This window comes from Sorangiineae bacterium MSr12523 (assembly GCA_037157775.1).
Classification (GTDB): domain Bacteria; phylum Myxococcota_A; class Polyangia; order Polyangiales; family Polyangiaceae; genus Pendulispora; species Pendulispora brunnea.
The window spans coordinates 8,086,980-8,112,270 of record CP089982.1 but is presented as its reverse complement, the minus strand read 5'-3'; the positions used below and the strand labels follow the sequence as shown (position 1 = coordinate 8,112,270).

The window sequence follows — 25,291 nt, the reverse complement described above, 5'->3', positions numbered from 1 at the left end:
GTGTTCTCAGTTGCCGGGGTTTTCGGAAGTGGTTCGGGCGAGGCATGCCTCGTCGGAGCGGAGCGCGCGCTTGTCGAGGCCCACCACGATGTCGTCGGGGCAGCGCGCCTCGATGGTGAATTGCGAGCCACCGGAGAAGTAGCGCAAGGTGCCGGTGAACGATTTGATCGGCTTTCCGCGCATCTCCGCCGCGTTGAACGCCGACACCGTCGACGCATTCGCCTGGATCTTCGCGTCGCGGGTCGTTCCCGCGGGAATGCGCGTATCGCCGTCGTGCAGCACCAGGCGAAAATCACCGCGTGCCGCGTACGTCGACCACTCCGAGCACTGCACGTCCTTGTCGCACGCCGCGGCGCAGGCCTTCTCGGGGTTGGTGTTGAAATCGACGCTGCCGTCGCCGTTCAAATCGCAATTGCTGGCATCGTCCTTCGGCGCATACGAGGGCGCCTTGGGAAAGCCCGACCCGAAGTGCGAGGCGACCGTCAGCGTGTGCGCGTGCGTTTTGGGCTCGGTCGACTCTTCGGGGGCGGGGACGTCGCCCGTCCACGCGCGAACCAGCGCCGCGATCTGCTGGAACTTGGTATTCGTGTCATCCGGCGATGCGGTCTTCGCACTGAAGACGAAGGGTTCCGGCACCATGCACGGACGCGCTCCGGGAAGCTTGTTGAGCCACGCGTCCTGGTCCCACGTTTCGACGCCCCACGTCGGAAATCCGAGCTCGGTGAAGCCGAAAAAGTCGGATGCCGTTCCCGCGAGCGCCGTCAGCCGATCGCACACGCCCAGCCGGGCGGGCGCACTGAAATTGAACGCGAACAAGCTATGGAAGCCCTGCCCGAAATCCTTGGGATTCAGATCCGTGACATAGAATCCGTCCGTGGCGATGCGCGTCACCACCAGGCTGAACTCGAAGCTGTTGTCCTCCGGCCGATACCCCGTGTCGATCTGCACCTGCTCGTGCGGAAATGACGTGGCCGAGCCGCCCTGCGAAACGCCGCGCACATCGCGAACCCGCGGGTAAGCGAAATACAGAATCGGGCTCACACCCGTGGCCAGTGTCCCGCCGTCCTCGGAATCATCGTTGGCGAAGGCACAGCCCGGATCGGCCGGAAAATCGATATCGCCATCGCCGTCGTTGTCCTTGCCGTCGGAACACTGCGGCGGCGGATCGACATTCGGATCGACCGGAAAATAGCCCATGTCTTCCGCCCAAATTCGCGTATCGCCGTACGAGCCCACCACACCGAGCGTCACGTCATCGGCCACGCCGTTGATCAGCCGCACGTTGCGCCCTACGACGTTGGGACCCGCGAGATCCTTCACCGTGCCCGGTTTGATGGATAGCCGCACGTAACCCGTAAAGTCCGTATTCGGACTTCCATCGGCGCGGTACGCCTCGACCTTCACGGTGAGCCGCGCGGGGTCGGCCAGTGCGATGGGAACGCGAGCCAATTTGGTCCCGCGCTCACCGTTCACCAACGTCACCGTGAGCCGCTCGTTGGATTTCAGCTCGCCGAATCCATCGCTGCACCCCATGCCGAGTACGAGGGGCACGAATGCCAAATACCACTTCGATTTCATCGGCCGATCATCTCCTGCCGGTCGTCCGAAAAATTGCCCGCCCGCGCATCGACGCACGATAGAATTTTGCATTCCTCGCCCGCGAGCGAGCATGCATCGAGGTCGATTTTGCAATTGTCTTTGTCCGGTGACGATGCGCACCGGCGATTGTGGAAATCGGCCACCGAATCGCGGCATCCACCGAGAACGCAGCGCCCCACGGAGGGATTGCAGCTTCCGTTGCTCACGCACGCCAGGTTTCCGCTCGAGGTCTGCGCCTCGACCTGGCCGGGGCAGGCGCACACGGCGTCCGGGGCCACGTCGCGGCAATCGGCATCGATGCCGCACGACTTGAGCCCGTCGGCCGTGCCGGCGGCCTCGCCGATGTAACCGCACGGCTTTTGCTGCCGCAGATAGTCGATGAGCGCGTCGCGCTGCTGAACTTTGGTATCGAACTGCGTCGTATTCCGCTGAAGAACGCGGAATCCGGAGCCGCCGCCCGCAAGGTAATTGCTGGTGGCGAGCTCGTAGAGGTTGGTCGGCTTCACCAGCGCGAGGCACTGTTTGATGCCGCGCAGATCGCACGAACCCGGGTGCGGCGTGCCATCGTCCTTGCGCGGGCAATCGAGATCGCTCTCGCACGCCGTGTTGGTGTGCCCGATGTAGATCTCGTCCGCGCAGCTCGTGAGGTGACAGCGCCCGATGTTCTCGCCCGCCGTCTTTTCGCACTTGCCCGTGGTGCCCACGCGGCAATCGTCGTCGATGACGCAGCTAGGCCCGGCCTCCGGACGCGTGCACACGGCGCAGTTCAGACGAACGCGCGCCCCCGCAATTTGTATCTGCGATACGCAGCCGCGCGCGGACGACCGGCGTGCCGCGAAGTCGAACAGATCCTGCACCTCGAGCCCCGAAAGCTGCATTTTGGTGATCGAGTTGTCGAAGGGAAAGATGTTGTACATCTGCTCGACGGTCACCGGCCCCGGATTCAAATCCGTTCGAATTCCGCCCGAGTTGGTGAGCGAGAAGTCCGTTTGGATGCCCAAGCGCAGCCACATGGCGGTTGCAACCAAGTTGCCGAGCGGTGAATCGCCGCCGTTGGGCGCATTGCGCTTGGAGCCCTGCGGCGAATACCCGATCAAGAGATCGAGATCGGCCACGCGATCCAAAGTCCGCTGGTACGGCTGGAGCATGTCCACCACCACGGGATCTTCGGGCACCGACGAATCGATGGGAAAGGCGGTGTACTTGCTGGAGACGATTTCGAACTTGTTGATCGGCTCGTAGTGCGTCGGATCCCCATCGGGGCTCGCCTCGGCCGGATCGTTGGACATGACCAAATCGAGCCGCCCGACGTACTTCGCAAAAGCCCCCGAGTGCGTGATGATGACGTTCCGCGGCTTGCAGGAGCGCTTCATCATGTACGGATGGAACTTGGGATCCGGATGCTTCTCGTCGTTGGGCGGGGGCGCGTCGGGGTCGATTTTGAGATCCGGATCGACCGCCCAAATGAAGCCCGGCGAGCTCAAATCCGCAGTGCAATCGTGGATTTCCTGCGGCGGGTTGATGACCACGTGATTGTGGCCGCCCAGCACGAGGTCGATGCCGGTGGTCTCGCGCACCATGCGCTGATCGGTTTCGAGCCCGAGGTGCGTGACCATGACCACGAGGTCGACGTACGGCCGCAAAAGGTCGACGTAGCCCTGCGCGGTCTCCACCGTGTTGAGCGGCGTGACGCCGAGGCGATTCGGCTGGTCGAACACGGAGGTGAGGCTCGACAGGTTGCCCATTCCGATGACGCCGATTTTGAGGCCTTCGCGGTTGATGACCGTGAACGGCCGGGCAACCGTGGAGAGCTTCGGGCTATCCGGGTTGCTCGGATCGTCGAATTTGTAATTGGCGACGAGCGACGAAAACGTGCCCCAGCGCTGGAATTGCTGCGTGACGTTGAGGGCACCGCGGTCGAATTCGTGGTTGCCGATGACCGCCGCATCGAGGCCCATGGCGCTGAGGGAGCGCACCTCGGGCTCGCCCGCGTAAAAGTTGAAGACGGGCGCGCCCTGGAAGCAGTCGCCCGAGTCGAGGTGCACGACCCGCTCGGAGCGTGCGCGCTCGCGCTTGAGCACGTACGACATGCGCGCGACGCCGCCGACGTTTTGAATCTTCCCCAGGGTGCCGAGCCCCAGATCCGAGTCGACCTGCGTGATGAGCTGGTCGTACGGAAAGATCCGCGAGTGAATGTCCGAGGTGTGCAGGACCGTCAGGCGGGCCTGGCACGTTTGCCCCGGCGGACACGGAGAATCCGAGGCCCCTTCGGTCTCGGAGCTACAGCCGGTACCCCCGGCAAACGCAGACAGCACCACCACCGCCGCTGATACGGAGGCAACGCAACGACGAAACAACGCGAAGCCCATGCGGCGCGGACCGTAGCATACTCGTCCACACCTACGTCAAAGCACTTCGCGCTTTATTCCCGACTTTTCAGTCCAGCCTCAGTCGACTTGGGGCTCCTCTGCGCTTCCCGCCAGCAAATCGAAGAAGCGCGGGGCGAAGACACGGGCCACCAAAGACTCCACCGCCTCCGCGGAGTCGCAGGCCAGTGCTTCCTCGGCTGCATTTTTACATTCCGCCAGCTCCACGCGGCGGATGGCTTCTTTGATTTCGGGGATGGCCGCGGCCTCCATGCTCAGATCCCGCAGCCCGAGGCCGAGAAGAAGAGGCGCCGCGAGCACGTCGGAGGCCATCGCGCCGCAGAGGGAAACGGGAACGCGGCGCTCGGCCGCGACCCGCGCAACGCTGTAGATGAGTCGCAAAATCGAAGGATCGAACGGCGAGGCGAGGCTCGCCAGGCTGCGGCTCGTTCGGTCGATGGCCAGCGCATATTGAATCAAGTCGTTCGTGCCAATGCTGAAAAACTCCGCCTCGCGCGCGAACACATCGGCCATCACCGCCGCCGAGGGCACCTCGATCATCATGCCCAGCGGAATGCGCGCCGCGTGCGGCAGTCCGCGTGACTTCACCTCGGCCATCGCGCGCATGAGCAACTTTCGCACGTCGCGCATCTCGTGCACGCTCGCCACCATGGGCACCATGATGCGCACGTCGCCGTGCGCGCTGGCCCGCACCATCGCGCGCAGCTGCGTCATGAAGACGTCGGGCCGGCTCAGCGCCAGCCGCACCGCGCGCAATCCCAACGCCGGATTCATTTCGGCGGGCAGCGCGAAGGTGCTCGCGAACTTGTCGCCACCGATGTCGAACGTGCGCAACGTCACCGGGTGCGGCGAGACCGCTTCCACCACCGCGCGGTAAAGCTCGTATTGCTCGTCTTCCGTGGGCAAGCTCGATCGATCGATGTAGAGAAACTCCGTCCGATAGAGGCCAATGCCCTGCGCGCCGTGATCCAGCGCCAAAATCGCCTCTGCAGGCAGCTCCACGTTGGCCTTGAGGGCCACCGCCTCACCGGAGGCCGCGACGCACGGCTGGTTGCGCGCGGAGAGCAGTCCCCGCGCGAAGGCGAGGTGCCGCGCCGAACGCGCGTGCGCATCCGCGACGAGCCGCTCGTCCGGATGCACGGTGACCTCACCGCGCAGGCCGTCGACGATGATCGTGTCGCCGGTGCGGATCAAATTGAGCGCATCGGCCACGCCCACGACGGCGGGGATCTCCAGCGCGCGCGCCATGATGCTCGTGTGGCTCGTGCGCGTTCCCACCTCGGTGACGAAGGCCAGCGCCGGCTCGCGCACCATGCCCGCCGTGTCGGCCGGCGAAAGGTCGCGCGCGACGACGATCATCGGCGCATCGAGCCGCGGGATGACGTGCCCGGGCTCGCCCATCAGCGCGCGCAAAATGCGATCGCACACGAACTCGACGTCGTGCCGCCGCTCCTGGATGTACGCGTCTTTCTCGCCGGGGCCGCCGTCGAAGAGGCGCAAAATGTCTTCGCTGGCCGCGGCGACGGCCCACTCGGCGCATTTCTTCTCGCTGCGGATCTTGCGGTTGATCCGCTCGTGCAAGAGCGGATCGTCCAGCATGAGGAGGTAGGCATCCAGAATGGGCGCCTGCGTTTTCGCTTGGTCCGTGGGCAGCCGCTGGCTCACCTCGCGCAAGCTCGTCTTCGCCGACTCGACGGCGTTGCGCACGCGTCCCAGCTCGGCGTCCATCGATGCCGTGTGAATGTGCCGTCGCGTGTAAGCTGCACGCATCTCGCCGATGACCAGCGCCGTCCCGACGGCGACGCCCGGTGAGCCTGCGATGCCCTTGATCTGATGCGTCTCGAGCGATGCATCGCCCGAGGAGGGTGGTGGCGGATACGAAGGGGATGGCGACGAACCTCGTGCGACGGGAATGCCTCCCGACGACGGCGTGCGCACGGATCGGATCCCCCCCGGGGGCGTTTGCCCTTTCTGTCGATCCTTGCGCGGCGGTGGTCGATCGCTCATCAGTTCGGCTCTCCGAATTTGCTCGCGATGAGTTCCCCGATGGCCTGCACGCACTCATCGGCCTTGTCGCCGGCTGCGCGCACCTCCACCACCGTGCCGCGGGAGCCGCACAGAAGCAGAACGCCCATGACGCTTTTTCCGTTGGCCGCCTGATCGTCGCGTGCGACCTCCACGTCGCATGGATATTTCGACGCGAGCTGCACGAGCTTCGTCGCCGCGCGCGCATGCAACCCGAGCGCATTGACGATGGTGAATCTCCCTTTGGCGCGATTACTCATCGTTGCTCCGCCCCACACCCTGCGGCATGATCGCCGGGGAAACGACGCCTTTGAGCTCCGTGTTCGAGTGGCGTTGGGACTCCATGGCCGCCTCCTCCGGGTCCTCGGGAGGTACCGCTGGCTGCTTCGTCTCCCCCCGTGCCACGTCGCGATGCACCACGGACAAGTGTCCGTCACGACGCAGCATCTCCGCCAGTGCTTCTGCGAGCACGACCGAACGATGCCGCCCCCCGGTACATCCGACCCCGATGGTCAAATAACTTTTCCCTTCTCGCTCGTACTTCGGGAGCATGAACTTCAAAAGCTCCCCTGTCTTTTTTAGGAATTCCTGCGCTTCCGACAAGCCGAGGACGAAGGTGCGAACCCTTACATCGGTGCCCGGAAGGCGTTTGAGCTCCTTCACGAAGTACGGGTTCTCCAAAAAGCGAACGTCGAGTACCAGATCGGCGTCCGCTGGCGTCCCATATTTGAAGCCGAAGGACACGATGCGCGTGAGCATGCGCGGAGCGCCCGCCGCCGCCGGTCCGAAGTGAGTGATCACTGCACGCCGCAGATCATGAACGCTCAGGTGCGTGGTGTCGTACACGTGCGTGGCCTGCGCCCGCATCGGCGAAAGCCTCTCGCGTTCGAGCCGCACGCCATCGAGCACCGCGATTGCACCTTCCCGACCGGCCTCACGCGCGGTTTCCGTGGTGAGTGGGTGCGGTCTGCGCGATTCGCTGAACCGATGCAGCAGCGATTCGTCCGATGCATCGAGAAAGATCACGTGCACGTCGCGCGCGCCGGCGCGAAGTTCGGAGAGAACCTCGCCGACTTTCGCGATGAAACTCCGCACGCGCACGTCCATCCCCAGTGCGACGCGCGTCATGCCGCCTTCCTCGCACACGGCCACCGCACGCGGTGCCAGGGCGGTCGGCAGGTTGTCGACGCAGAAGAAACCCAGATCTTCCAGCGTGTGCAATGCCGTGGTTTTCCCCGCGCCGGACAGCCCGGTCACGATGACCACGGTCGTCGGCGAAGCCGCGCTCATTCGTCATCCCCCTTGCGGCTCGGGCGGATGGGTATCCATGCCGAGCTTTCGTTCAACCCCGCGGCGCGTTCGGCCAGCGCGGCCCACGAGGGGCGTTCGGCCGTATCCTCCTCGGTTTCCGGTGAGCTGGGACTCGAGGCGTCGGGGGCGCTTTCCAACAGCGTGTCGGGCTCGTCGATCGCCGCGCGCGTGACGAGCTGTTGCTCCAGGCGATCCTTGAACTCGCGCGAGGAGTTCGTCCCCGCACGGCGCAGAAGCTCGTTGCGCGCCGCGATCTCGAGGATGCTGCCCATGTCGCGCCCTGGGCGGACAGGAACGGTCAGCTCCCGGATCGGGGTATTCAGGATCGTGTAGTACTTGTCTTCCAGCCCGAGCCGGTCGTATTCGACCGCCTCGTCCCAATCGGCCAGGCGCATCACGATGTCGATACGCTTGCGCTCGCGCACGGAGGTGACGCCAAACAAGGCTTTCACGTTGAGCACGCCCAGGCCACGTACTTCGATGTGATGCCGCAAGAGGTCGGCCGGTGCACCGAAGACCATGCCCGGCGGGCGCCAATCGCAGACCACCACGTCGTCCGCCACGAGGCGATGGCCCCGCAGGACGAGCTCGAGCGCGCACTCGCTTTTACCGATCCCGCTCTTGCCGAGGAGCAGGAGCCCAATGCCAAATACGTCGACCAGCACCCCGTGCAGCTGCGCTTGCGGCGCCAGCCGATCGTCCAACACGGCATGCACGGCGTTGATGGTGCGGCTCGAGCGGCTCGGCGACACGAACAGCGGCGTGCCCGTGGCCTCTGCGGCCGTGAGCAGCGCCCGCGGCGGCGTGTGATTGCTCGTCACGATGACGCACGACAGTCCGAGCGAGAAAAACCCCCGCGCGGCCACTCCGCGCACGCCCGGATCGAGCGCCTCGAGGTACGACAGCTCGGTTTCCCCCAGGACCTGCACGCGCGTGGGCACCACGCCATAAAAGTGCCCCGCCAACGCCAGACCCGACTTCTGCACCCGTGGATGGCGGATGGGCCGCTGGAGCCCGCCTTCGCCCGCAACCTGCCTCAACCGAATGGCAAGCCCCGGATCGGACACGAACGTCTCCACCGAGATTTCCCCCTGAGACTGCACGCTGGGTGGCATGCCGGGTGGGGAACTATTGCCACTCTGGTCGGAGCTACGCATTCACGAAGTGCCTCCCTCCTCCGAAGCTATGAGCTCGAACGCCGCTCGGCCATCCTCCGCGGCAAGAAGCCGCTCCCGAAAGCCGCGGTTGCGAAGCAAACGCGAGATGCGGGCGAGCGTCTTCAGATGCTCACCCGTGGCTCGTTTCGGCGTGATGACCGAGAAGAGCAAATTGGCCTTTTCTCCATCGATGGCATCGAAGTCGATGCCGTCCGGAACGATGAGCAATGCCGCGCATTGCCTATCGAGCTCCGCCACTGCCCCGTGCGGAATCGCCACTCCATCGCCGATACCCGTCGATTGCAATTTTTCGCGCTCCGTCAGGATGCTCTCGATCGTGTCGCGCGGGATGGCCGGTTGGGATCCATCGGCGAGCAGATCTGCAAGCAGGGCCAGTGCCTCTTTCTTGCTCGAAACCGTTTCATTGCCCCGGCGAACGCAAACACGCTCCGCCGAGAGAAGATCCGTAAGTCGCATGGCGTCTTTTATCGGTTCGCTCCGGCGCTGACCGCACCAGCCAGGTTGGTCCAGGTTGGCTGGGTGCGTGGCGCCGCCTTCGGGAGTTGGTAGACGTGCATCCTGATACGTTGAACCCCCCGCCCGTTGCACACTGTAAACCGGATTCGACGTGCCCGTACACGTTCCCGTTCCCGTTCCCGTACACGCTCCCGCAGAGCCCCCAAGGTGAAGATCGGGTAGGGGAACGGGAACGTGCACGTGTACGGGCAGAGATGGAATGCTTAGTCCTCGCCGCCCGCGTCGGGAATCAAATGATCGGACGCGCGCTCTTGCCCCTTCTTCTGATCCTTACAACTGCGAATCTGGGCCTCTAGTTTATCCGACACCTTGTCAATCGAGGCGTACATGTCCTCGGTGGTCTCCGTGGCGTGGAAATGTTCGGCCCCGGCATGGAGGTCGACTTCGGCGACGTGAGCACGATGCTGCGTGCTCAGGACGACCTGTACTTTCAGCGGGTGTCTAAGGAACCTTTGCAGTTTGGCGATCTTCTCCTCCGCGTAGGCCTTGACTGCTTTGGTCGACTCCATGTGCCGGAAGGTGATGGCAATGTTCATGAGAGCTTCGCACGCTCCTTCCCGAGAGGGTGACTCCTGCAACGAATAGGTAAACAGGATGTGACAATTCCCCAGCCTCTCCGTATACAAACGAGAATAGCTAGACCTTGCGCGAAAGGTTAGCGAAAGGGGCGAAAGTCTTCGGGTGGCGCGAGCGCCGATGGAACGCCGGCGTCTCGCCGGCGGTCCGCCGGCCTCCGGCCGGCTCGAGTACGCGATGGTGGCGCGAGCCGCCTAGAAGGCGGCGGACCGCCGGCGGGACGCCGGCGTTCCATACCGCGAGCGCAAGCTGGAGAACGCCTGCGAGCGCCTAGCTAGAACAGCTTCTTCCGTTTGCTCGACGCGAGAATCCCCAGCATCTCGCGGTACTTTGCCACGGTGCGTCGAGCAATTTGGATGCCATTTTGTGACGCGAGGATCTCGACGATGGCCTGATCGGAGAGCGGATTCGACTTGTCCTCGCCCTCGATGATCTTCTTGATCGCCTGCTTCACGCTTTCCGAGGCGATGTCTTCCTCGGCCATGCGTCGGATGGACGAGTTGAAGAAATACTTGAGCTCGAACAAGCCTTGCGGCGTGTGAACGTACTTGTTGGTCGTGACGCGACTGATGGTCGACTCGTGCATGCCGACCGCATCGGCCACGTCACGCAGGATCATCGGCTTGAGGAACTGCACCCCGCGCTCGAAGAACTCGCGCTGCTTCTCCACGATGCATTCCGTGACGCGGATGATCGTCTTCCTACGCTGCTCGATGGCGCGAATGAGCCACTGGGCGTTGCGTAGCTTTTCCCCAATGAATTCCTTGGCGCCGGGGTCCTTCAGGAGCCGCTTCGTCAAGGTTTCATTGATATAGAGACGCTGTACGCCGCGGTCGTTGTCGGTGACCACGAATCGGTCGCTGTCCTTGATGACGTACACGTCCGGCGTGATGCCGATGGTGCGCTCGTCGGTTTCGCTGAAGTTGCGCGCGGGGCGGCTCTCCAGCTTTTGAATCTCTTTGACAGCCTCGTAAATCTCCTCGACCGGCACCTTCAGGTCTCGAGCGATGGCCTGATAATTGTGTTTCTCCAGGTTATGAAGGTGCTTATCGATGATTTGGAGTTCCAGGTCCTCGTAGCCGAAGACCTCGGCCTGGACCCGCAGACACTCGCGTAGGTCACGCGAGCAGGATCCGACCGGATCCCACTCCTGCATCATGCGCAGGACCTCGGGCGCGTCCTCCGGGTCGAGCCCGGACTCGTCGGCCAGCTCCTCGATCGTGAGATCCGGCGTCTTCTCGCCGCCCTCGCGCTCGGTTCCCTTCAGGTCGAGAAGGCCGTTATCGTCGAGATTTCCGAGCACGAGCTCGGCAAATCGCCGCTCGGCCTCGGTGAAGTCGCTCATCTGAAGCTGCCAGCGCAGATGATCGACCAGCGACTGCGGCTTCGTGAGGTTTTGCTCGATGGGCGGCAGGTCGTCGAAGCCACCGCGGTTCGCGGGGAGGGCCTGCTGCAGGGTGCGATTCTCCAGGAGCTGCTCCCAGTCGATATCCTGGGTTTTCTTCTCCGTCTGGAGCTGCTGTGGGTCTGTGTTCTTCAGTCTCTCGAGGCCTTCGAGGCGCTCGACCCGTTCGTCGGTCTGAAGCCCGCCGCTCGCAGGATCACTGCCGATCCCTTCCGCGCCACGTGCCCGAGGGTCGATGTCGTCGTCGGCCAGGACCGGATTGGCATCGAGCTCTTTTCGGATTTCGTCAATCAGCTCGAGGCGCGACAGTTGCAAGAGGCGAATCGCCTGCTGCAACTGCGGGGTCATCACGAGCTGCTGACTCAGTTTGAGCTGTTGCTTTATTTCCATGATGTGTCTGACCTGGTTGGCCCGACGCAGCAACCGGGGGCCAACGTATGGAGCTTATCACGTGGGGAGAGGCGCAAAAGCGACAACCATGCCAGCGGTGGGAAGAATTAGCGCCGAGATCGCCTTACATTTCCCTGCTTACGGAAGTGCTCTTGCCGCGAGCGCCGATTAATCGGCTAAGAACACGCGGGTGAAGTTCGTTCACGCGGCTGATCTGCACATTGACAGCCCACTCCGTGGTCTAACCCGCTACGAAGGCGCACCTGTCGAGCGGGCTCGACGAGCCACCCGCGAGGCATTCGAGCGCGTCGTGGCATTGTGCCTGACCGAACAAGCGCAGTTTCTCGTGCTGGCGGGCGACGTTTTCGACGGGGATTGGAAGGACATTGGGACCGGTCTCTACTTCGTGAGCCAACTCGCCCGGCTTCGCGAGACGGCATGCCGGGTGCTGCTTCTTCGCGGAAACCACGATTTCGAGCTCACCAAGCAGCTCACGTACGCCGAGCATGTGTTCGAGTTCGGCGCCGCCGGCTCGAAGCGGGGAAAGTACACGCACCTCTTCGAGGCCGAGGGCGTGGCCTTCCACGGTGTGAGCTACGCCCAGAAGAAGGTCGACAAGAGCCTCCTTCCCCTTTACGCGCCACCGGTGGCGGGCCTCCTCAACGTGGGGGTGCTTCACACGAACGCCACGGGGAGTCGCGACCATGCGGCGTACGCCCCGTGCACCGTCTCGGAGCTGGTGGCGCACGGCTATGACTACTGGGCGCTGGGCCACGTGCACTCGCATGCGGTGCTTCACGAGGATCCGTGGGTCGTCTACCCGGGCAACACGCAGGGGCGGAGCGTGCGCGAGGTCGGGCCGAAGGGATGTGTGCTCGTGGAGAGCTCGGGCGATCGCGCGCTGGATGTGCGCTTCATGCCGACGGACACGATGCGCTACTTCGTGGAGGAGGTGCTCCTCGGGCCCGAGGACGATACCGCGGACCTCTACGAGAAGGTGCGCCATCGGCTCGATGACGTGGTGGCGCGGGCGGAGAATTCCCTGGCCGCGGTGCGGCTCGAGATCAAAGGAAGCTGCCGGGCGCACGCGGCCATCGTGGCGGAGCGCGAGTCCATCCTCGGGCAGATCCGCGCCGACACCATCGATCGAGGCGGCGATGTGTGGCTCGAGAAGGTGAAGCTTTCGACCTCGCCGGCTGCGTCGATTGAAGCGCTGCGCGCGGCGAAGGGGCTGGTGGCGGAGCTTCTGACGTGGACGGACCGCCTGCGCGGGGAGGACGCCGACACCGAGCGGCTCGGGCTCTTGCGCGCGCTCGAGCCGCTGAAGAAGAAGCTCGGGCGCGAGCTCGAGGAGCTGGAAATCGTCGTGGAAGACGAGGCATGGTTCGCGGGCGTGCTCGATCGGGCCGAGGCGCTCTTGGCCGAGCGGCTCACGTCGGGTGCAAACGACTGATGCGTCTCCTGCGGCTCGACCTCGAGCGGTTCCGGCACTTCCGCGAGAAGAAGCTTTCGCTCGCGGGCGAGGGCAAGGGCCGCCATCTGACCATCGTCTACGGGCCGAACGAGGCGGGGAAGACGACGGTGCTTTCGGCGATCCGCTGCTTTCTCTTCGGCTTCCGCGACAAGAGCCCCGAGCTGGTGCTGGATTTCGAGCAGAGCGATTTGCGCGTGGGCGCGCTGGTGGAGCTCGACAATGGCCGGCGCTACGAGGCTTCGCGGACCAAGGGACGCAAGCAGACGCTCTTCGGGCGCAGCCTGGAGGGCGGCGAGGAGTTCGACGAGGAGTGGTTTCATCACCGACTCGATCGGCCGAGCCGCGCCGTGTTCGAGAACGTGTTCGGCTTCTCGCTGGACATGCTGGCGCGCGGCGCCGAGTCGCTGAAAGAGCACGAGGTGCGCAGCGCTATTTACGGTGCAGGTTTCGGCGGCAATGTGGACCTGGAGAAGGTGCTGAGCGATCTACGCAAGGAGCGCGAGTCGCTGTTCAAGGAGAGCGGGCGCAATCCGCGGATCAATCAGCTGGCGCGCGTGCTCGACGAGCGGCGTCGCGCGATTCGCGCGGCCACGACGCCGGGCGAGGAGCACCGACGGGTCACCGAACAGCTGCGCGAGCAGAAGACGCTGGCGCAGAGCACCTACGCCGAGGAATCTGCGCGGCGCACGGAGGTGGAGCGCACCCGCGCGGTGATGATGGCCATCGAGCCCTATCGCGCGCTGCGGGAGGCCGAGGCGGAGCTCGAGGCGCTGTCGTGCCCGAGCGGCTTCACGGCGGAGAGCGGGCGCGCGTACGAGAAGCTGGTCGCGGTGCGCGAACGCGTGCGCGAGGAGTTGCGCTCGGTGGAGGAGCGGACGCGCGAGACGGGCGAGCGTCTGTCCGCATGGCGCGACGATCCGGCGGCGCTCGCGGCTGCCGATGCGATCGATGCGTTGGCAGGCGACTTGGGCGCGTACAAGAAGTTGCTGACGGAGCGGCCGAAGAACGCGGAAAACGTGGAGCGTCTCGGGCGCCGCACGCAGGAGCGCCTTCGCGAGATGCACCCGTCGTGGGACTTGGCCGCGCTTCGTGCGATGCGGTTCGATGCCATGGCCAAGAGCGACTTTTTCGATGCAGCGGCCGATCACGAGCGGCTGCGCACGGAGCGCGAACGGTGGACGGAGCGCGAGCAGGAGCTGGAGGCGCTCGACCGGCAGCGCGAGCAGCACCGGCGAAAGCTGGAGGCGCCGCTGTCGACGTTCGAGTCGCTCGATCCTGCCACGATGGTCGTGCCGCCGGTGGACGAGGTGTCGCGATTCGAGGTGCGCTTCGCCGCATGCGAACGCGAGCTCGGCATGCGGCGGGAGCGGCGCGCGGATCTCAAGGGGCAGCTCGGCACGCACGAGCAGGAGCTCTCGGCCATCGAGTCGGCCGGGCATGCGCCGGCGGCGCGCGATCTGGAGTCGGCGCGTGCGCGCAGGGAAATCGGTTGGCGCATCGTGGAGCGGGCGCTCGTGTTGGGGGCGGGCGCGATGGATGAAGACGTGAAGCGCTACGGCGAAGGCGAGCCTTTGGCCCGCGCCTACGAGCGCGCGGTGGCGGTGGCGGACGACGTGGCCGATCGCATGCGGCTGCACGCCGACGCCGTGCAAAAGCGCGCGCTGCACGAGGCGATGGCCGCGCGGCTCGGCGAGCAGGTGCGCGAGCTGGAACGCGAGATCGCGAAGTTCGAGGAGACGGAGAAGGAGACGCGGCGCGAGTGGCTCGCGCTGTGGGCGCGCTCGGGCATCGAGCCCATGAGCCCACCTTCGATGCGGCGCTGGCTCGAGGACCGGCTGGCGTACGTGGAGATGTCCATCACGTGTGCCGAAGAGCGCGCGAAGTGGCGGCGCGACGGCGAGCGCCTCGAACGCGACGAACGCGCGTGGCGTGCGCGCTTTGCGCAGCTTGCCTCGGGCATGGGCCTGTCGCCCGATCTGGGGGTGACGCGGACGCGCAAAATCGTGGAGGATCTCGCGGAGTTGCGTCGGACGTTCCTGAGCGAGGAGCAACACTTGGAGGATGCGGCGCAACGCATCGCGCGCGAGACCGAGGCCTACGAGGAACGCGTGCGCCTTCTGGGGAGCGTGCTCGAGGCGAGCATCTCCGAACCCGTGCGCAGCGTGGAGCGATGGCAAGGGCGCCTTTTGGCCGCGCGCGAAGCGGTGCGCATGCGCGAAGAACTGGAACGCGGGCGCAAGGCGGACGAGCAGCGTGCCGAGCAAGCGAGGGCGCGCCTCGAGGCGACCGAAAAAGAGATCCTGCAATACCGCGCGCTGGCGGGGCAGGGGGATGACGAGGGCGTGCGCCGTGTGGCCGAGCTGGCGCTGCGCATCGACGAGCTCGTGCGCGCGGCCGAGGAGCAGCGGCGTGTCCTTCGTCGCGCCGGCGCGCGCTGGGGACAGGACGCCTTTCTGGCGGAGGTGGCCGAGGCCGCGCCGGAGTTGCTCGAGCATCGCATCCATGCGCTGGAGCAGGAGGCCGACGCGTTGCGCGAGCGTGCGCGCGGCATCGATCAAGAGGTGGGAAAGCTCACCGAGGGCCTCGCACGGCTCGATGGTGGTTCGCGCGCCGCCGACGAACAAGCCGCCGCGGAGGCGGATCGCGCGGCCCTGGCGGAGGACGTGGAACGCTACGCGGTGCTCACGTTCGCCGAGGAAATCCTGCATGGAAGCATCCGCCGCTTCGAGCGCGAGCACCAGCCCGAGCTTTTGCTCCGTGCCTCGGAGGCCTTTGCCCGCATGACCCGCGGCCGCTACCAGCGCATCGAGCGGCGACTCGATGGCTCGCTCTTGGTGGAGCGCGACGACGGCCGCACGGTGCATCCCGACGCGCTGTCGACGGGTACGCGCGAGCAGCTCTTCATCGCACTGCGCCTGGCGTACGTGGAGAGCTACTCCAAGAGCGCGGAGTCTCTGCCCATGGTGCTCGACGACGTGCTCGTCAATTTCGACGAGGAGCGCACCCGCGGTGCGTTGGAAGCGCTTTCCGCGTTCGCCGAGCGCACGCAAGTGCTGCTATTTACATGTCATGCGCGCCTCGTCGATCTGGTGCGCGACGTCGTTCCCGATGCCCATCACGCCTCCGTCCCAACTTAGCTACGAGACGCGCCTCGGCGCGGACTTCTTCGCGCGCGACGCGCTGGTGGTGGCCCGCGAGCTGCTCGGCACCGTGCTCGTGCACCAGCTCGATGGCGAGGTGCGCGCCGTGCGCATCGTCGAAACCGAGGCTTACCGTGGCCCGACGGATCTCGCCTGCCACGCGCGCGTCGGCCTCACCAAGCGAACGCGCACCCTCTACGGTCCACCCGGGCATGCGTACGTCTATTTGATCTACGGCATGTACGACTGCTTCAACGTCGTCTGCTTCGGCGAAGGAAAAGGCCACGCCGTGCTGGTGCGGGCGGGCGAGCCCCTTTCGGGCATCCCCGAGGTCGCCCGCACCGATGGCCCCGGCCGCATGACCCGCGCCCTCGGCATCACCCGCGCCCACGATGGTTTCAACCTGCGCGAGAGCTCCCTATTCCTCGCCCCACGCACACCGCACCTAGGCCGCCCCAAAATGACCACGACGGCGCGGGTCGGTGTCGCCTACTCGGGCACGTGGGCCGAGAAGCCGTGGCGCTTCTTCGAAACGGGCAGCCGCCACGTCTCCCGCCCGAGCCCGCGACAGATCGGACTAGGCAGCTAACCCAGCTCTGACGTCGATCCGCTCTCCCTGGGGAATTTCACATGAAGGCGGGAAGGGCGGGAAGGTTTGAGAGTTTTCCTTTCGGCACGTTGGCCAATCAGAAAACCAAAAAAACTTCCCGCCTTCCCGCCTTCATGTGAACTCTTTCTCCTCCGCGGCGCGAGTTTACGCGAGTTGGCCGGTGGCTTGGAGGTGGTCGAAGATGATGCGATCCACCGGCGAGACGCGCGGGCGATCGGCGTACGTGAGCCACGCGACCTCCGCAATTTCGCTGCTCGCGGCTAGGTTGCCGCTGTAGTCGGCCGTGTAGCACGTCATGCGGACGAGCGTGCCCTCGGGGTGGCCGTGGGCCTGCGCCTCGAAGGTGCCGACGTGCGTTGCGCTTTCGCGGACGATGTCGGCCGTGAGCTCCTCTTTGATCTCGCGCACCAGCGTATCTTGGTCGCTTTCGCCCGGCTCGCGCTTGCCGCCCGGCAGGTAATACACGTCCTTGCCATGCGAGCGCGTGCTCAAAATGCGCCCATTTTTCAAGCGAATCCATGCGACTTTGTCGATGATGCGACCCACGATGCGAGCGTTCTAGTCGATGAATGCCCATCGGCCAATGGTTGCTAAATTTATAGCATCGGCTACACCTTGGCATCGATGGCGAAGACCCCGGAGAAAAGCCTCACGCGTCGCGAGCGGGAGATCATGGACATCATCTACCGGCGCGGGCGGGCCACCGCGCAGGAAGTGCTGGATGAACTTCCCGATCCGCCGAGCTACTCCGCGGTGCGCGCGCTGCTGCGTCTGCTCGAGGAGCGCGGGCACGTCAAGCACGCGCAGGAAGGGCAAAAGTACGTCTATGCGCCGTCGGTCGCGCGGAGCGATGCGCGAAAAAGCGCGCTCGCCCACGTGGTGAAGACGTTCTTTGCCGGGTCCGTTGATCAAGCGGTGGCGACTCTGGTGGAATCTTCGCAGGCGAAACTTTCGCGCGCCGAGCTCGATCGGCTGTCCGAGATCATCGACCGCGCCAAGAAAGAGGGGCGCTGAGTGTCGCCCGGATTTTTCGTGGCGAATGCGCTTCGTGGGGCGGTGCTGCTCGGCCTCGCGCTCGTGGCCATGCCGTTCTTGCGCGGTGCGAGCGCGGCCACGCGCCGGCTGGTGCTCGCGCTTGCCCTCGGCGGCGTGTTGCTCGTTCCCATCGTGTCGTCGATCACGCCTTCGTGGCACGTGGAGGCGCCGGCCTCGGTCCTCCGCGGCGTCGTGATCGTGGATCCCGCGCCGGTCGATGACCCAACCCCTGTCGTTGCGGCGGGCGATGCGCCGCCTGTCGCAGTTCATCGCGAGGGCGCACGCTTCGACGTCGCGCGCGCGCTTGCTTGTGTGTGGGCCCTGGGGGCGCTGCTCGTGCTCGTGCGTCTCGGTGTCGGGCTCGTGCGAACGCGGGCGATCGTGCGGCGGGCCGCGGAGTCCGCCGCATGGTCGCGCACCATGGCGCGCGCGCAGGCCAGCATGGGCGTCCGTGCGGCGGTGCGCGTGACCGAGGAACTCGATGCGCCGGCGGTCACGGGCCTGTTCGCACCCGTGGTGCTCGTTCCCGGTGGTTCGGAGCAATGGAGCGAGGAACGCCGGCACGCGGTGCTGTTGCACGAGCTTGCGCACGTCCGCCAGCGTGATTGCCTGGTGCATGCCATGGCGCAGCTCGCGTGTGCCGTGCATTGGTTCGATCCGCTGGTCTGGATGGCCGTGAGGCGCCTCCGTGTGGAACGCGAGCTCGCGGCCGACGATGCGGTGCTCGTCGCGGGGGCACGCGCCTCGGCCTATGCGGAGGATCTGCTCGCGATCGCGGGTGCCGGTGCATCGCGCGCCGCGCCCTCGTTTGCGTTGGGAATGGCGGAGCGCTCCCAGCTCGTCGCCCGCGTGACCGCCATCGTTGCCGCGGCCCGCGCCCGCCGCCCGCCGTCGCGTTTCCGTGCGGGCATTCTCGCCGGCGGCGTGGCTGTGAGCGTCGTCGCCGTCGCGGCCGCAGCGCCTGCGGAGCCTGCGCCATCGAGCCTCGACCCTTCGCTGCAGGCCATCGCCGACGAGGAGCTCGATCGCGCGATGGCCGAATGGCACGCCCAGGGCGGCACCGTCCTGGCGCTCGACCCATCGACCGGGGAAATCCTGGCCAACGCCAGCCGCTCGGCGCGAAGCAGCTACGTCCCCGGCTCGACCTTCAAGGCGATCACCTTGGCCGCCGCGCTCGAGGAAGGCGCGCTTTCCCCCGACGAGCGCATCGACTGCGCGCGCCACGACGGCGGCATCTACGATGGCGACTCCAACGGCGTGCTCAGCATCCCCGAGATGCTCGCCGTCTCCTCGAACATCGGCATAGCCAAGATCTACGACCGCATCGGCCCGGACCATTTCGACCGATGGCTGCGCGCCTTCCATTTCGATGCGCCTGCACGCATCGAACGCGGTCCGGCCATGGGCGTCGGCGGGGCAGGCACGGCGACCCCGCTGCAGCTCGCCGCCGCCTACGCCACCTTGGCCAACGACGGCGTGTACATCGCGCCCACGTCCACCCGGCGCAAGGGACCTGTCCCGCGTGAACGCGTCGTGCGCCCCGAGACGGCCCACACCGTTCTCTCTCTGCTTCAGCGAGCGGTGAACCACCCGCGCGCCACGAGCAAGCTTGCACGCATCGACGGCGTCCCCATGGCCGGAAAGACGGGGACCTCCGTGTGGTCACTCCCCGACGGCACCGAGGCCTTCTACGCGAGCTTCGTCGGCGTCGTCCCCGCCGATGCCCCGCGCGCCGTCATCCTCGTCGGCATCGAGCAAGCGCGCCAAGGCGAAAGCGGCGGCAAAGTCGCTGCGCCCGTTTTCGCCCGCGTCGCCTCGCGCTGGTTACGAGGGGCGCGCTAGCGCGACGTCCAGGCGACGAAGCGGACGTCGGCGTCGCCTTTCGCGGCGAAACGAACGCGCATCGCTTCTTGGCGGCGGATGCACACGGGACCGCGTTCGCCCAGCCTCCCATCCGTCGTGGCCGGCGTTTCCGAGAGCACGCGGCCCTTGTCGTCGAGCAGCTGCGCCACCACGGGTTCGCCCGCGCTGAAGGCAATGCGCACGCAGGCATCGGCATCGCCCGGTGCGAGCAGCTCCTGGCCAACCTCGCGCTGCCCCGAGAGCTGCGCGCTCTTCAGCGTGCGCATGCCCGCGGCCGCAGCCTTGCCGTCCTCCGCGAGCGCCTCGATCGAGCGCTCCGGCGTGGCCGGCTTTTTCGGCTCCACCGCGGCATCCGTCGCCGTCCACGTCGTCGCTTGAAGCGACGGCGTGACCGCGGGCGCGGGCTTCGGGCTCTCCGAGCCTGCGCATCCCGCCATGACGGCGGTCGCCACGAGCAGAGCGCGCACCGTCACGCCTGTCACGTCCGTCACGCTGTTTGCTGGCTGGAGCGCGTAGCCCCGGCGGGCTTCGCGGCGGGGGCGGTGGCGGTGGCGGGCTTGCTGTCCACGGGATCCATGCGGCAGCTGCCCTGGAACTCGACGCCGCGGTCGATGAACACCGAGGGGGAGTGAATGTTGCCAATCACCTTGCCCGGCGCATGAATCTCGATGGCGTGCTTCGCGCGGATGTTACCGTGCACCTGCCCGCCGCGGACGATGACCGTGGCGACGTCGACTTCGGCGTGGACCTCGGCCCCTTCTCCGATGACCAACGTATCCTCGCTCTTGATCTCCCCCTTGAAGACGCCGTCGATGCGCACGCGCCCCTCGAAGGCGAGCTTTCCTTCGAACTGGGTGCCGCGCCCAAGGAGTGCCGTAATTTCGGTGGCGGGTAGGGACGAATCCATGGTCGGGCAGTTAGCAGGCCAGCGGCATCCGGGCAACTCGAGATCGTGACTACATCGCCCGCAAAAGTGCTACCCACGCGTTGCGTATTGGCACCCGGGGCATCGGCCGCGCTCGCAGCAGGACTCGCCCTTTCCGTCGTTGTCATCCCCCGCGTGGCGGCCGCCGACATTCCGCCGCTGGAGACGCACGCCGACGACGTGGTGCTCGACGCGCGTTTGCGCGAGCTCGAACTGCGCGGCAACGTCCGCCTCGAATCGCCGCCCTTTCATTTGCGCAGCGATGCGTTGAAGTTGCGCCGCACCCCCCACGGCATCGAGGTGGAGGGCACGGGCCGTCTTGCATTTTGCCAATGCCTCGGCACGCCGGTGGCCGTCGGTTTCGATGGCGCCATCGTCGCGCCGCCGGGCGATCTCGTTCTTCGTCACCCGCGGCTCGAGGTCCTCGGGCTTCCCATTTTCTGGTTCCCCTATTTCTGGCTTCGCTCGCCGCAGCGCTTCGGCGTCCTCGCGCCCGATCTCGCCTACCGCGGTGCGGACGGCTTTTTCGTCGGCGGCGGCATCCATCTTCCGTGGGGACCCGACGACCCGAGCTCCGCTCTCGACGTGCGCGCCGGTGCCTACCTTCGCGGCGGCAGCGCCTACGAGATGTACTTGCGCACGCCCGCCAGCCAGACGCGCGTGCGCTACGACCATTTCGACGGCGACGGCCTGGTCGCCGATGCCCGCGGCAGCATCGTCGACAAAGTGGACACCTCGCGTCCGGGCGCCAATGGCGAAACCCTCGCATGGGACATCGATGTGCTTCGCGGTGCACGCGGACTTCGCGCCACCACGGAATTGGAGGCCGCCGCACGCCGCTTCGACCGCGCGCGGGCGGAGGGCCAGCTTCGCGAGGGCCCGTTCACCTTTTCCGCTGGCCTACGCTCCACCTCCGTGCGCGGCGGCGACGTGGGAAGCTTGGGCGCGTGGGGCCCTCTCGTCACCGCGCGCCGTGGCGATGCGATCGGCGGCATCGGTGCCTACGACATCGCCCTCACCGGCGGCGGTCTCCGCGCCGAGGACTCTCGCGAAATGGTCCCCTACGCTCGCGCCGAGGGCGGCGCGTTGTTCGCGACCCGATTCGGTGCCGTGGGAGCATCGCTCTCGTTGCGCGGTGCGAGCAATGCCGCCGGCGGCGAGCGCCGCGGCATCGACGCCGCGGGCAGTGCGCGCGCCGAGTTCACCGTGCCCTTCGTGCGCAGCTTCGAGGGAAGCGATCCCGCCGATCCATGGCGTCACCGCATCGAGCCGCGCGCCAGCGTCGCAGCCTTGGGGGTCCGCGCGGATGACGCATTGACGACGGACTTCGGCCGCGCCCGCGGCTTTGGCGGCGTGTCGGGCGGCACGTGGGTCGCGGAAACGGGGTTCGCCAATGCCCTCGGCCGGTGGGGGCGCGGCGACGGATTCGAGGCGGCTGCCTCTGCGGGCTTCACCGGCGACGACACCCGTGCCGATCCCGTCATGCGATGGCGCGCCGCCGCCACACACACGTTCCTCGGGCTCGGCGCCGAGGGCGCCCACGTTCTGCGTGCCTTTCGACCCTCGGGTGACGTGGCCGAAGATGGCCACGCCGTGGTCGCACGCTCCCGCGTCGGTCGCATCGATGGCCTCCACCTTTCGGCCAACGTGGCCGTTCGCAAAGGCGTTGACCCTGTGGTCGCGCGACTCCTCACGGATGCGCCGCTCGAACCGTCGGCCGGGTTCCTCTCCGCACCCGGGACCACCGGCGGACTTGCCGCATCCATTCCGTTTTCGCACGCCATCGTCACGCGCAGCGGTGTCGATGCAGACCTCGACGAGCCCCGTTTGCTCGGCGCCCGCGGCTCGATCGAGCTGCGCGATCGGTGCGAATGCATCGTTCTCCGCGTGACCGGTTCGCATCGCTTGGGTCGCGACGGCGTCGACGTTTGGATGACCATCGACCTCGCTCCAAAGAGTTCTCGATAGTCGACTTCGCAGTGGGATCGGATGTCGAAGTTGCAAATGAAATTCGCGAACAATCTAAGTGAAATTATCGATGCGGTTCTCCTTGCGATGGGCCTCTAGAGATGGTCTTTGTTCGCTATGAGTCCGCGTTCGAGTGAAAACCATTTGCAGCAAGCCGGAGCCCGAAATGCCTCCGGAGAACGGAGGTCGACATGAAAGGCGATTCGAAAATCATCGACCTCTTGAACGAGATCCTCACCGGCGAGCTGACGACCGTTAACCAGTATTTCTTGCACGCGCGCATGTGCGAGAACTGGGGTTACCAGCGGCTCAACGAGAAGATTTACAAAGAGTCGATCGATGAGATGAAGCACGCCGACAAACTGATCAAACGGATCTTGTTTCTCGAGGGTCTTCCCAACGTGCAACGCCTCGGCAAAGTGAACATCGGCCAGACGCCCGTCGAGATCTTGAAGAACGATCTCGCCGCGGAGATGACGGCCATTCCGCTGCTCAATCGCGTCATCCAAATCTGCCGCGACACCGGCGACAATGGCACCGAAGATCTCGTGAAGGACATCCTCGTGAGCGAGGAGGAGCACGTCGACTGGCTCGAGTCGCAACTCGAGCTGGTGAAGCAACTCGGCGAGGCGCACTACCTCGCGCAGCAGATCAAAGAATAGAGAAAAGAGAAGTTCACAGGAAGACGCGAAGACGGGAAAGGTTTTGTGAGGGTTTCAATCGGCGTCGTGAACCGAAAATGAAAACCCAAGAAGCGTTCCGCGCAGCGGCGCGTTGAAAATCCCTTCCCGCCTTCCTGTGAACTCTCTCTCTGGGAGGCGCCCTATAGTCGTCCCATGCGCATCGCCGTGCTGGACGACTACCCGGGCGTCTTTCCCGAGACCGCCGCCTTCGCCCGCCTCGGCGGGCACGATGTCACCGTCTTCCGCGATACGGAGCGCGATCCCGATAGGCTCGCCGCGCGTTTGCGCGACGCCGAGGCCGTCCTTCTCACGCAGCAGCGCTCGCGCTTCCCGCGCGCGGTCATCGAAAAGCTGCCCAAGCTACGCTTCATCGCGCAAACGGGGGCCCATACCAGCCACATCGACGTCGAGGCCTGCGCCGAGCGCGGCATTGTGATCGTCACGGCGGGGAAGGGCACCCCGAGCGCCACGGCCGAGCTGACGTGGGCGCTCATTCTTGCCAGCGTCCGCCATATTCCCTTCGAGGTGCGCGCGCTGAAAGAGGGCGCCTGGCAGAGCACCGTCGGCACCGGACTCCGCGGAAAGACATTGGGTATCTATGGGCTCGGGCGCATCGGCACCGCGGTCGCCGACGTCGGGCGAGCCTTCGGCATGAAGGTCACTGCCCTGGGGCGCCAGAACGCGGGCGATCGCGAGTCTTTCTTCGCGTCGGCCGACGTTCTCTCGCTGCATCTGCCCCTCAATGACGCAACCCGCGGCATCGTCACCGCCGCGGATCTCGCGTGGATGAAGCCCACGTCGCTCCTGGTCAACACGAGCCGCGCTCCCCTCATCGAACCCGGGGCACTCGTCGCCGCATTGGAAAAAGGCCGCCCAGGTTTCGCCGCCGTCGACGTGTACGAGGACGAGCCCGTGCTCGGCGGCGAGCACCCGCTTTTGCGCCTGCCCAATGCGCTGTGCACGCCGCACCTTGGCTACGCGGAAATGGGCACCTACGAAGCCTATTACGACGCCGCCGTGGACGCGTTGCTTCGCGCGGTCAGCGCCGAGTAGAGTCCACCTTCGCATATGAACAACGCCACCACCGTCCGTCACCTCGAAGTCCACGATTTGAACATCACCCTGCGCGAGCCCTTTGGCATTTCGGGCGGTTCGCAGGATGCCGTGCGCAACTTGCTCGTCGTGGCCGAGCTCGCCGATGGCACGCGTGGCTATGGCGAGGCAGCGCCCTTGCCGGCGTTCAACGGCGAGACGCAGGAGATCGCGCGCGCCGCCATCGAGTCGGTGCGCGCCCGCATCGAGGGGTGCGACGTGCGCGAATGGCGCGCCGTCGCGGACGTTCTTCGCGGTGCGATCCCCAAGGTGGGCTCCGCGCGCTGTGCGATCGAGACCGCATTGCTCGACGCCCTCACGCGCCGCGCGGGCATTCCGCTCTGGGCCTTTTTCGGCGGCCGCGAGGCGGAGCTCGTGACGGACATGACCATCCCCACAGGCACCGTTGCCCGCGCCAGCGAGGCCACGCGCACGTGGGCGGGCCGCGGCTTTCGCACCTTCAAGATCAAGATCGGCGGCGTCGCGCTCGCGGAAGACGTCGAGCGCATCGTGGCCGTGCACGAAGCCGCCCCGCACGCGACGTTGGTGGCCGACGCCAACGCGGGCTTGGATGCCGCCGTGGCGTTGGAGCTCCTCGACGCCCTCGAACGCCGCGGTGTGCGCCTCGCATTGCTCGAGCAACCCGTCGCCGGACGGGATCTCGACGGCCTCGCGCGCGTGACCGCGTCGGGCAAAGCACCCGTGGCCGCCGACGAAAGCTGCGCCAGCCTCGAGGGCGCTTGGACGATCGCCTCCCGCGGTGCGGCCAACGTGCTCAACCTCAAGCTGAGCAAATTCGGCGTGGCCGAAGCGCTGGACATCGCCGCCGTCGCGCGCGCCGCCGGGTTGGGCCTGATGATCGGCGGCATGGTCGAGTCCAAGCTCACCATGTCCATGTCCGCGTGCTTTGCCGCGGGGGTTGGCGGCTTCACCCACATCGACCTGGACACCCCGCTCTTCATGGCGGAGGAGCCCCTCGACGGGGGTCTCGAGTACAACGGAGCCACCGTCCAGCTTCGCCACATCACGGCCGGCCACGGCGTTATCCCGCGAAAATAGGCCAGATCCGTCATGGACGGACCGATGGGTCAAATTATCGGCTTGAAACTGAAAA

General features: G+C 66.0%; 21 protein-coding genes. 9 read left to right on the top strand and 12 right to left on the bottom strand.

The window, feature by feature from the left end:
- Positions 1-6 precede the first annotated feature (6 nt).
- The 9 genes from LZC95_31880 to rpoN form a co-directional block, all read right to left on the bottom strand.
- Entirely contained in the window at positions 7-1,578 is a 1,572-nt protein-coding gene (locus LZC95_31880) for a hypothetical protein (protein ID WXA91041.1), read from the bottom strand.
- A complete protein-coding gene (locus LZC95_31875) occupies positions 1,575-3,968 on the bottom strand; it encodes a 5'-nucleotidase C-terminal domain-containing protein (GenBank protein ID WXA91040.1) in 2,394 nt (797 codons plus the stop codon). Before LZC95_31875 ends, LZC95_31880 begins: the two co-directional genes overlap by 4 nt.
- Positions 3,969-4,046: 78 nt before the next feature.
- Positions 4,047-5,993, bottom strand: a complete 1,947-nt coding sequence (ptsP, locus tag LZC95_31870) for a phosphoenolpyruvate--protein phosphotransferase (protein WXA91039.1) — start codon at positions 5,991-5,993, stop codon at positions 4,047-4,049.
- Complete coding sequence (locus LZC95_31865) at positions 5,993-6,271, bottom strand: HPr family phosphocarrier protein (GenBank protein WXA91038.1); 279 nt, start codon at positions 6,269-6,271, stop codon at positions 5,993-5,995. The genes ptsP and LZC95_31865 overlap by 1 nt, the downstream gene beginning before the upstream one ends.
- Complete coding sequence (rapZ, locus tag LZC95_31860) at positions 6,264-7,301, bottom strand: RNase adapter RapZ (protein ID WXA91037.1); 1,038 nt, start codon at positions 7,299-7,301, stop codon at positions 6,264-6,266. Before rapZ ends, LZC95_31865 begins: the two co-directional genes overlap by 8 nt.
- Positions 7,298-8,479: an HPr(Ser) kinase/phosphatase gene (gene hprK, locus LZC95_31855; GenBank protein ID WXA91036.1), complete on the bottom strand. Its 1,182-nt coding sequence runs from the start codon at positions 8,477-8,479 to the stop codon at positions 7,298-7,300. The genes rapZ and hprK overlap by 4 nt, the downstream gene beginning before the upstream one ends.
- Positions 8,480-8,956, bottom strand: a complete 477-nt coding sequence (locus tag LZC95_31850) for a PTS sugar transporter subunit IIA (GenBank protein WXA91035.1) — start codon at positions 8,954-8,956, stop codon at positions 8,480-8,482.
- Positions 8,957-9,219: 263 nt separating this feature from the next.
- Positions 9,220-9,552, bottom strand: coding sequence for a ribosome-associated translation inhibitor RaiA (gene raiA, locus LZC95_31845; protein ID WXA91034.1), 333 nt, complete (start codon positions 9,550-9,552; stop codon positions 9,220-9,222).
- Between the two features lie 314 nt (positions 9,553-9,866).
- The gene (gene rpoN, locus LZC95_31840) at positions 9,867-11,387 is read right to left on the bottom strand and encodes an RNA polymerase factor sigma-54 (GenBank protein WXA91033.1); all 1,521 of its coding nucleotides are present in this window, start codon (positions 11,385-11,387) and stop codon (positions 9,867-9,869) included.
- A 190-nt stretch (positions 11,388-11,577) separates the two neighbouring features.
- Here rpoN and LZC95_31835 point away from each other — a divergent pair, with 190 nt between their 5' ends.
- The 3 genes from LZC95_31835 to LZC95_31825 are packed head-to-tail and all read left to right on the top strand — an operon-like array spanning position 11,578 to position 16,590.
- Positions 11,578-12,840, top strand: coding sequence for a DNA repair exonuclease (locus tag LZC95_31835; protein WXA91032.1), 1,263 nt, complete (start codon positions 11,578-11,580; stop codon positions 12,838-12,840).
- Positions 12,840-15,998, top strand: a complete 3,159-nt coding sequence (locus tag LZC95_31830; GenBank protein WXA91031.1) for an AAA family ATPase — start codon at positions 12,840-12,842, stop codon at positions 15,996-15,998. Before LZC95_31835 ends, LZC95_31830 begins: the two co-directional genes overlap by 1 nt.
- Positions 15,931-16,590, top strand: a complete 660-nt coding sequence (locus LZC95_31825; protein ID WXA91030.1) for a DNA-3-methyladenine glycosylase — start codon at positions 15,931-15,933, stop codon at positions 16,588-16,590. Before LZC95_31830 ends, LZC95_31825 begins: the two co-directional genes overlap by 68 nt.
- Before the next feature lie 165 nt (positions 16,591-16,755).
- Here LZC95_31825 and LZC95_31820 read toward each other — a convergent pair whose 3' ends face one another.
- Positions 16,756-17,157: an NUDIX domain-containing protein gene (locus LZC95_31820; GenBank protein WXA91029.1), complete on the bottom strand. Its 402-nt coding sequence runs from the start codon at positions 17,155-17,157 to the stop codon at positions 16,756-16,758.
- Between the two features lie 78 nt (positions 17,158-17,235).
- Between LZC95_31820 and LZC95_31815 the strand changes: the two genes are divergently transcribed.
- Both LZC95_31815 and LZC95_31810 read left to right on the top strand, forming a co-directional pair.
- Positions 17,236-17,625 carry a BlaI/MecI/CopY family transcriptional regulator gene (locus tag LZC95_31815; GenBank protein ID WXA91028.1) on the top strand — a complete coding sequence of 130 codons (390 nt, stop codon included), beginning with the start codon at positions 17,236-17,238 and terminating at the stop codon, positions 17,623-17,625.
- Positions 17,626-19,488: a serine hydrolase gene (locus LZC95_31810; GenBank protein WXA91027.1), complete on the top strand. Its 1,863-nt coding sequence runs from the start codon at positions 17,626-17,628 to the stop codon at positions 19,486-19,488.
- Here LZC95_31810 and LZC95_31805 read toward each other — a convergent pair.
- Complete coding sequence (locus tag LZC95_31805) at positions 19,485-20,000, bottom strand: hypothetical protein (GenBank protein WXA91026.1); 516 nt, start codon at positions 19,998-20,000, stop codon at positions 19,485-19,487. The genes LZC95_31810 and LZC95_31805 overlap by 4 nt on opposite strands.
- Positions 19,997-20,416, bottom strand: coding sequence for a polymer-forming cytoskeletal protein (locus LZC95_31800; GenBank protein WXA91025.1), 420 nt, complete (start codon positions 20,414-20,416; stop codon positions 19,997-19,999). Before LZC95_31800 ends, LZC95_31805 begins: the two co-directional genes overlap by 4 nt.
- A gap of 45 nt (positions 20,417-20,461) precedes the next feature.
- Between LZC95_31800 and LZC95_31795 the strand changes: the two genes are divergently transcribed.
- From LZC95_31795 to LZC95_31780, 4 genes are all read left to right on the top strand, one after another.
- Positions 20,462-22,402 carry a hypothetical protein gene (locus LZC95_31795; GenBank protein ID WXA91024.1) on the top strand — a complete coding sequence of 647 codons (1,941 nt, stop codon included), beginning with the start codon at positions 20,462-20,464 and terminating at the stop codon, positions 22,400-22,402.
- A gap of 191 nt (positions 22,403-22,593) precedes the next feature.
- Positions 22,594-23,064, top strand: coding sequence for a bacterioferritin (bfr, locus tag LZC95_31790; GenBank protein WXA91023.1), 471 nt, complete (start codon positions 22,594-22,596; stop codon positions 23,062-23,064).
- 174 nt (positions 23,065-23,238) lie between these two features.
- The gene (locus tag LZC95_31785) at positions 23,239-24,138 is read left to right on the top strand and encodes a D-2-hydroxyacid dehydrogenase family protein (GenBank protein ID WXA91022.1); all 900 of its coding nucleotides are present in this window, start codon (positions 23,239-23,241) and stop codon (positions 24,136-24,138) included.
- A 15-nt stretch (positions 24,139-24,153) separates the two neighbouring features.
- Positions 24,154-25,236 (top strand): dipeptide epimerase, encoded by a 1,083-nt coding sequence (locus tag LZC95_31780; GenBank protein WXA91021.1) that lies wholly within the window; start codon positions 24,154-24,156, stop codon positions 25,234-25,236.
- Positions 25,237-25,291 lie beyond the last annotated feature (55 nt).

Bases quoted from the DNA above. Each gene is read 5' to 3' on its own strand.
- LZC95_31880 (WXA91041.1), bottom strand. From the start codon at position 1,578: ATGAAATCGAAGTGGTATTTGGCATTCGTGCCCCTCGTACTCGGCATG.
- LZC95_31875 (WXA91040.1), bottom strand. From the start codon at position 3,968: ATGGGCTTCGCGTTGTTTCGTCGTTGCGTTGCCTCCGTATCAGCGGCG.
- ptsP (WXA91039.1), bottom strand. From the start codon at position 5,993: ATGAGCGATCGACCACCGCCGCGCAAGGATCGACAGAAAGGGCAAACG.
- LZC95_31865 (WXA91038.1), bottom strand. From the start codon at position 6,271: ATGAGTAATCGCGCCAAAGGGAGATTCACCATCGTCAATGCGCTCGGG.
- rapZ (WXA91037.1), bottom strand. From the start codon at position 7,301: ATGAGCGCGGCTTCGCCGACGACCGTGGTCATCGTGACCGGGCTGTCC.
- hprK (WXA91036.1), bottom strand. From the start codon at position 8,479: ATGCGTAGCTCCGACCAGAGTGGCAATAGTTCCCCACCCGGCATGCCA.
- LZC95_31850 (WXA91035.1), bottom strand. From the start codon at position 8,956: ATGCGACTTACGGATCTTCTCTCGGCGGAGCGTGTTTGCGTTCGCCGG.
- raiA (WXA91034.1), bottom strand. From the start codon at position 9,552: ATGAACATTGCCATCACCTTCCGGCACATGGAGTCGACCAAAGCAGTC.
- rpoN (WXA91033.1), bottom strand. From the start codon at position 11,387: ATGGAAATAAAGCAACAGCTCAAACTGAGTCAGCAGCTCGTGATGACC.
- LZC95_31830 (WXA91031.1), top strand. From the start codon at position 12,840: ATGCGTCTCCTGCGGCTCGACCTCGAGCGGTTCCGGCACTTCCGCGAG.
- LZC95_31825 (WXA91030.1), top strand. From the start codon at position 15,931: ATGCGCGCCTCGTCGATCTGGTGCGCGACGTCGTTCCCGATGCCCATC.
- LZC95_31815 (WXA91028.1), top strand. From the start codon at position 17,236: ATGGCGAAGACCCCGGAGAAAAGCCTCACGCGTCGCGAGCGGGAGATC.
- LZC95_31800 (WXA91025.1), bottom strand. From the start codon at position 20,416: ATGGATTCGTCCCTACCCGCCACCGAAATTACGGCACTCCTTGGGCGC.
- bfr (WXA91023.1), top strand. From the start codon at position 22,594: ATGAAAGGCGATTCGAAAATCATCGACCTCTTGAACGAGATCCTCACC.
- LZC95_31785 (WXA91022.1), top strand. From the start codon at position 23,239: ATGCGCATCGCCGTGCTGGACGACTACCCGGGCGTCTTTCCCGAGACC.
- LZC95_31780 (WXA91021.1), top strand. From the start codon at position 24,154: ATGAACAACGCCACCACCGTCCGTCACCTCGAAGTCCACGATTTGAAC.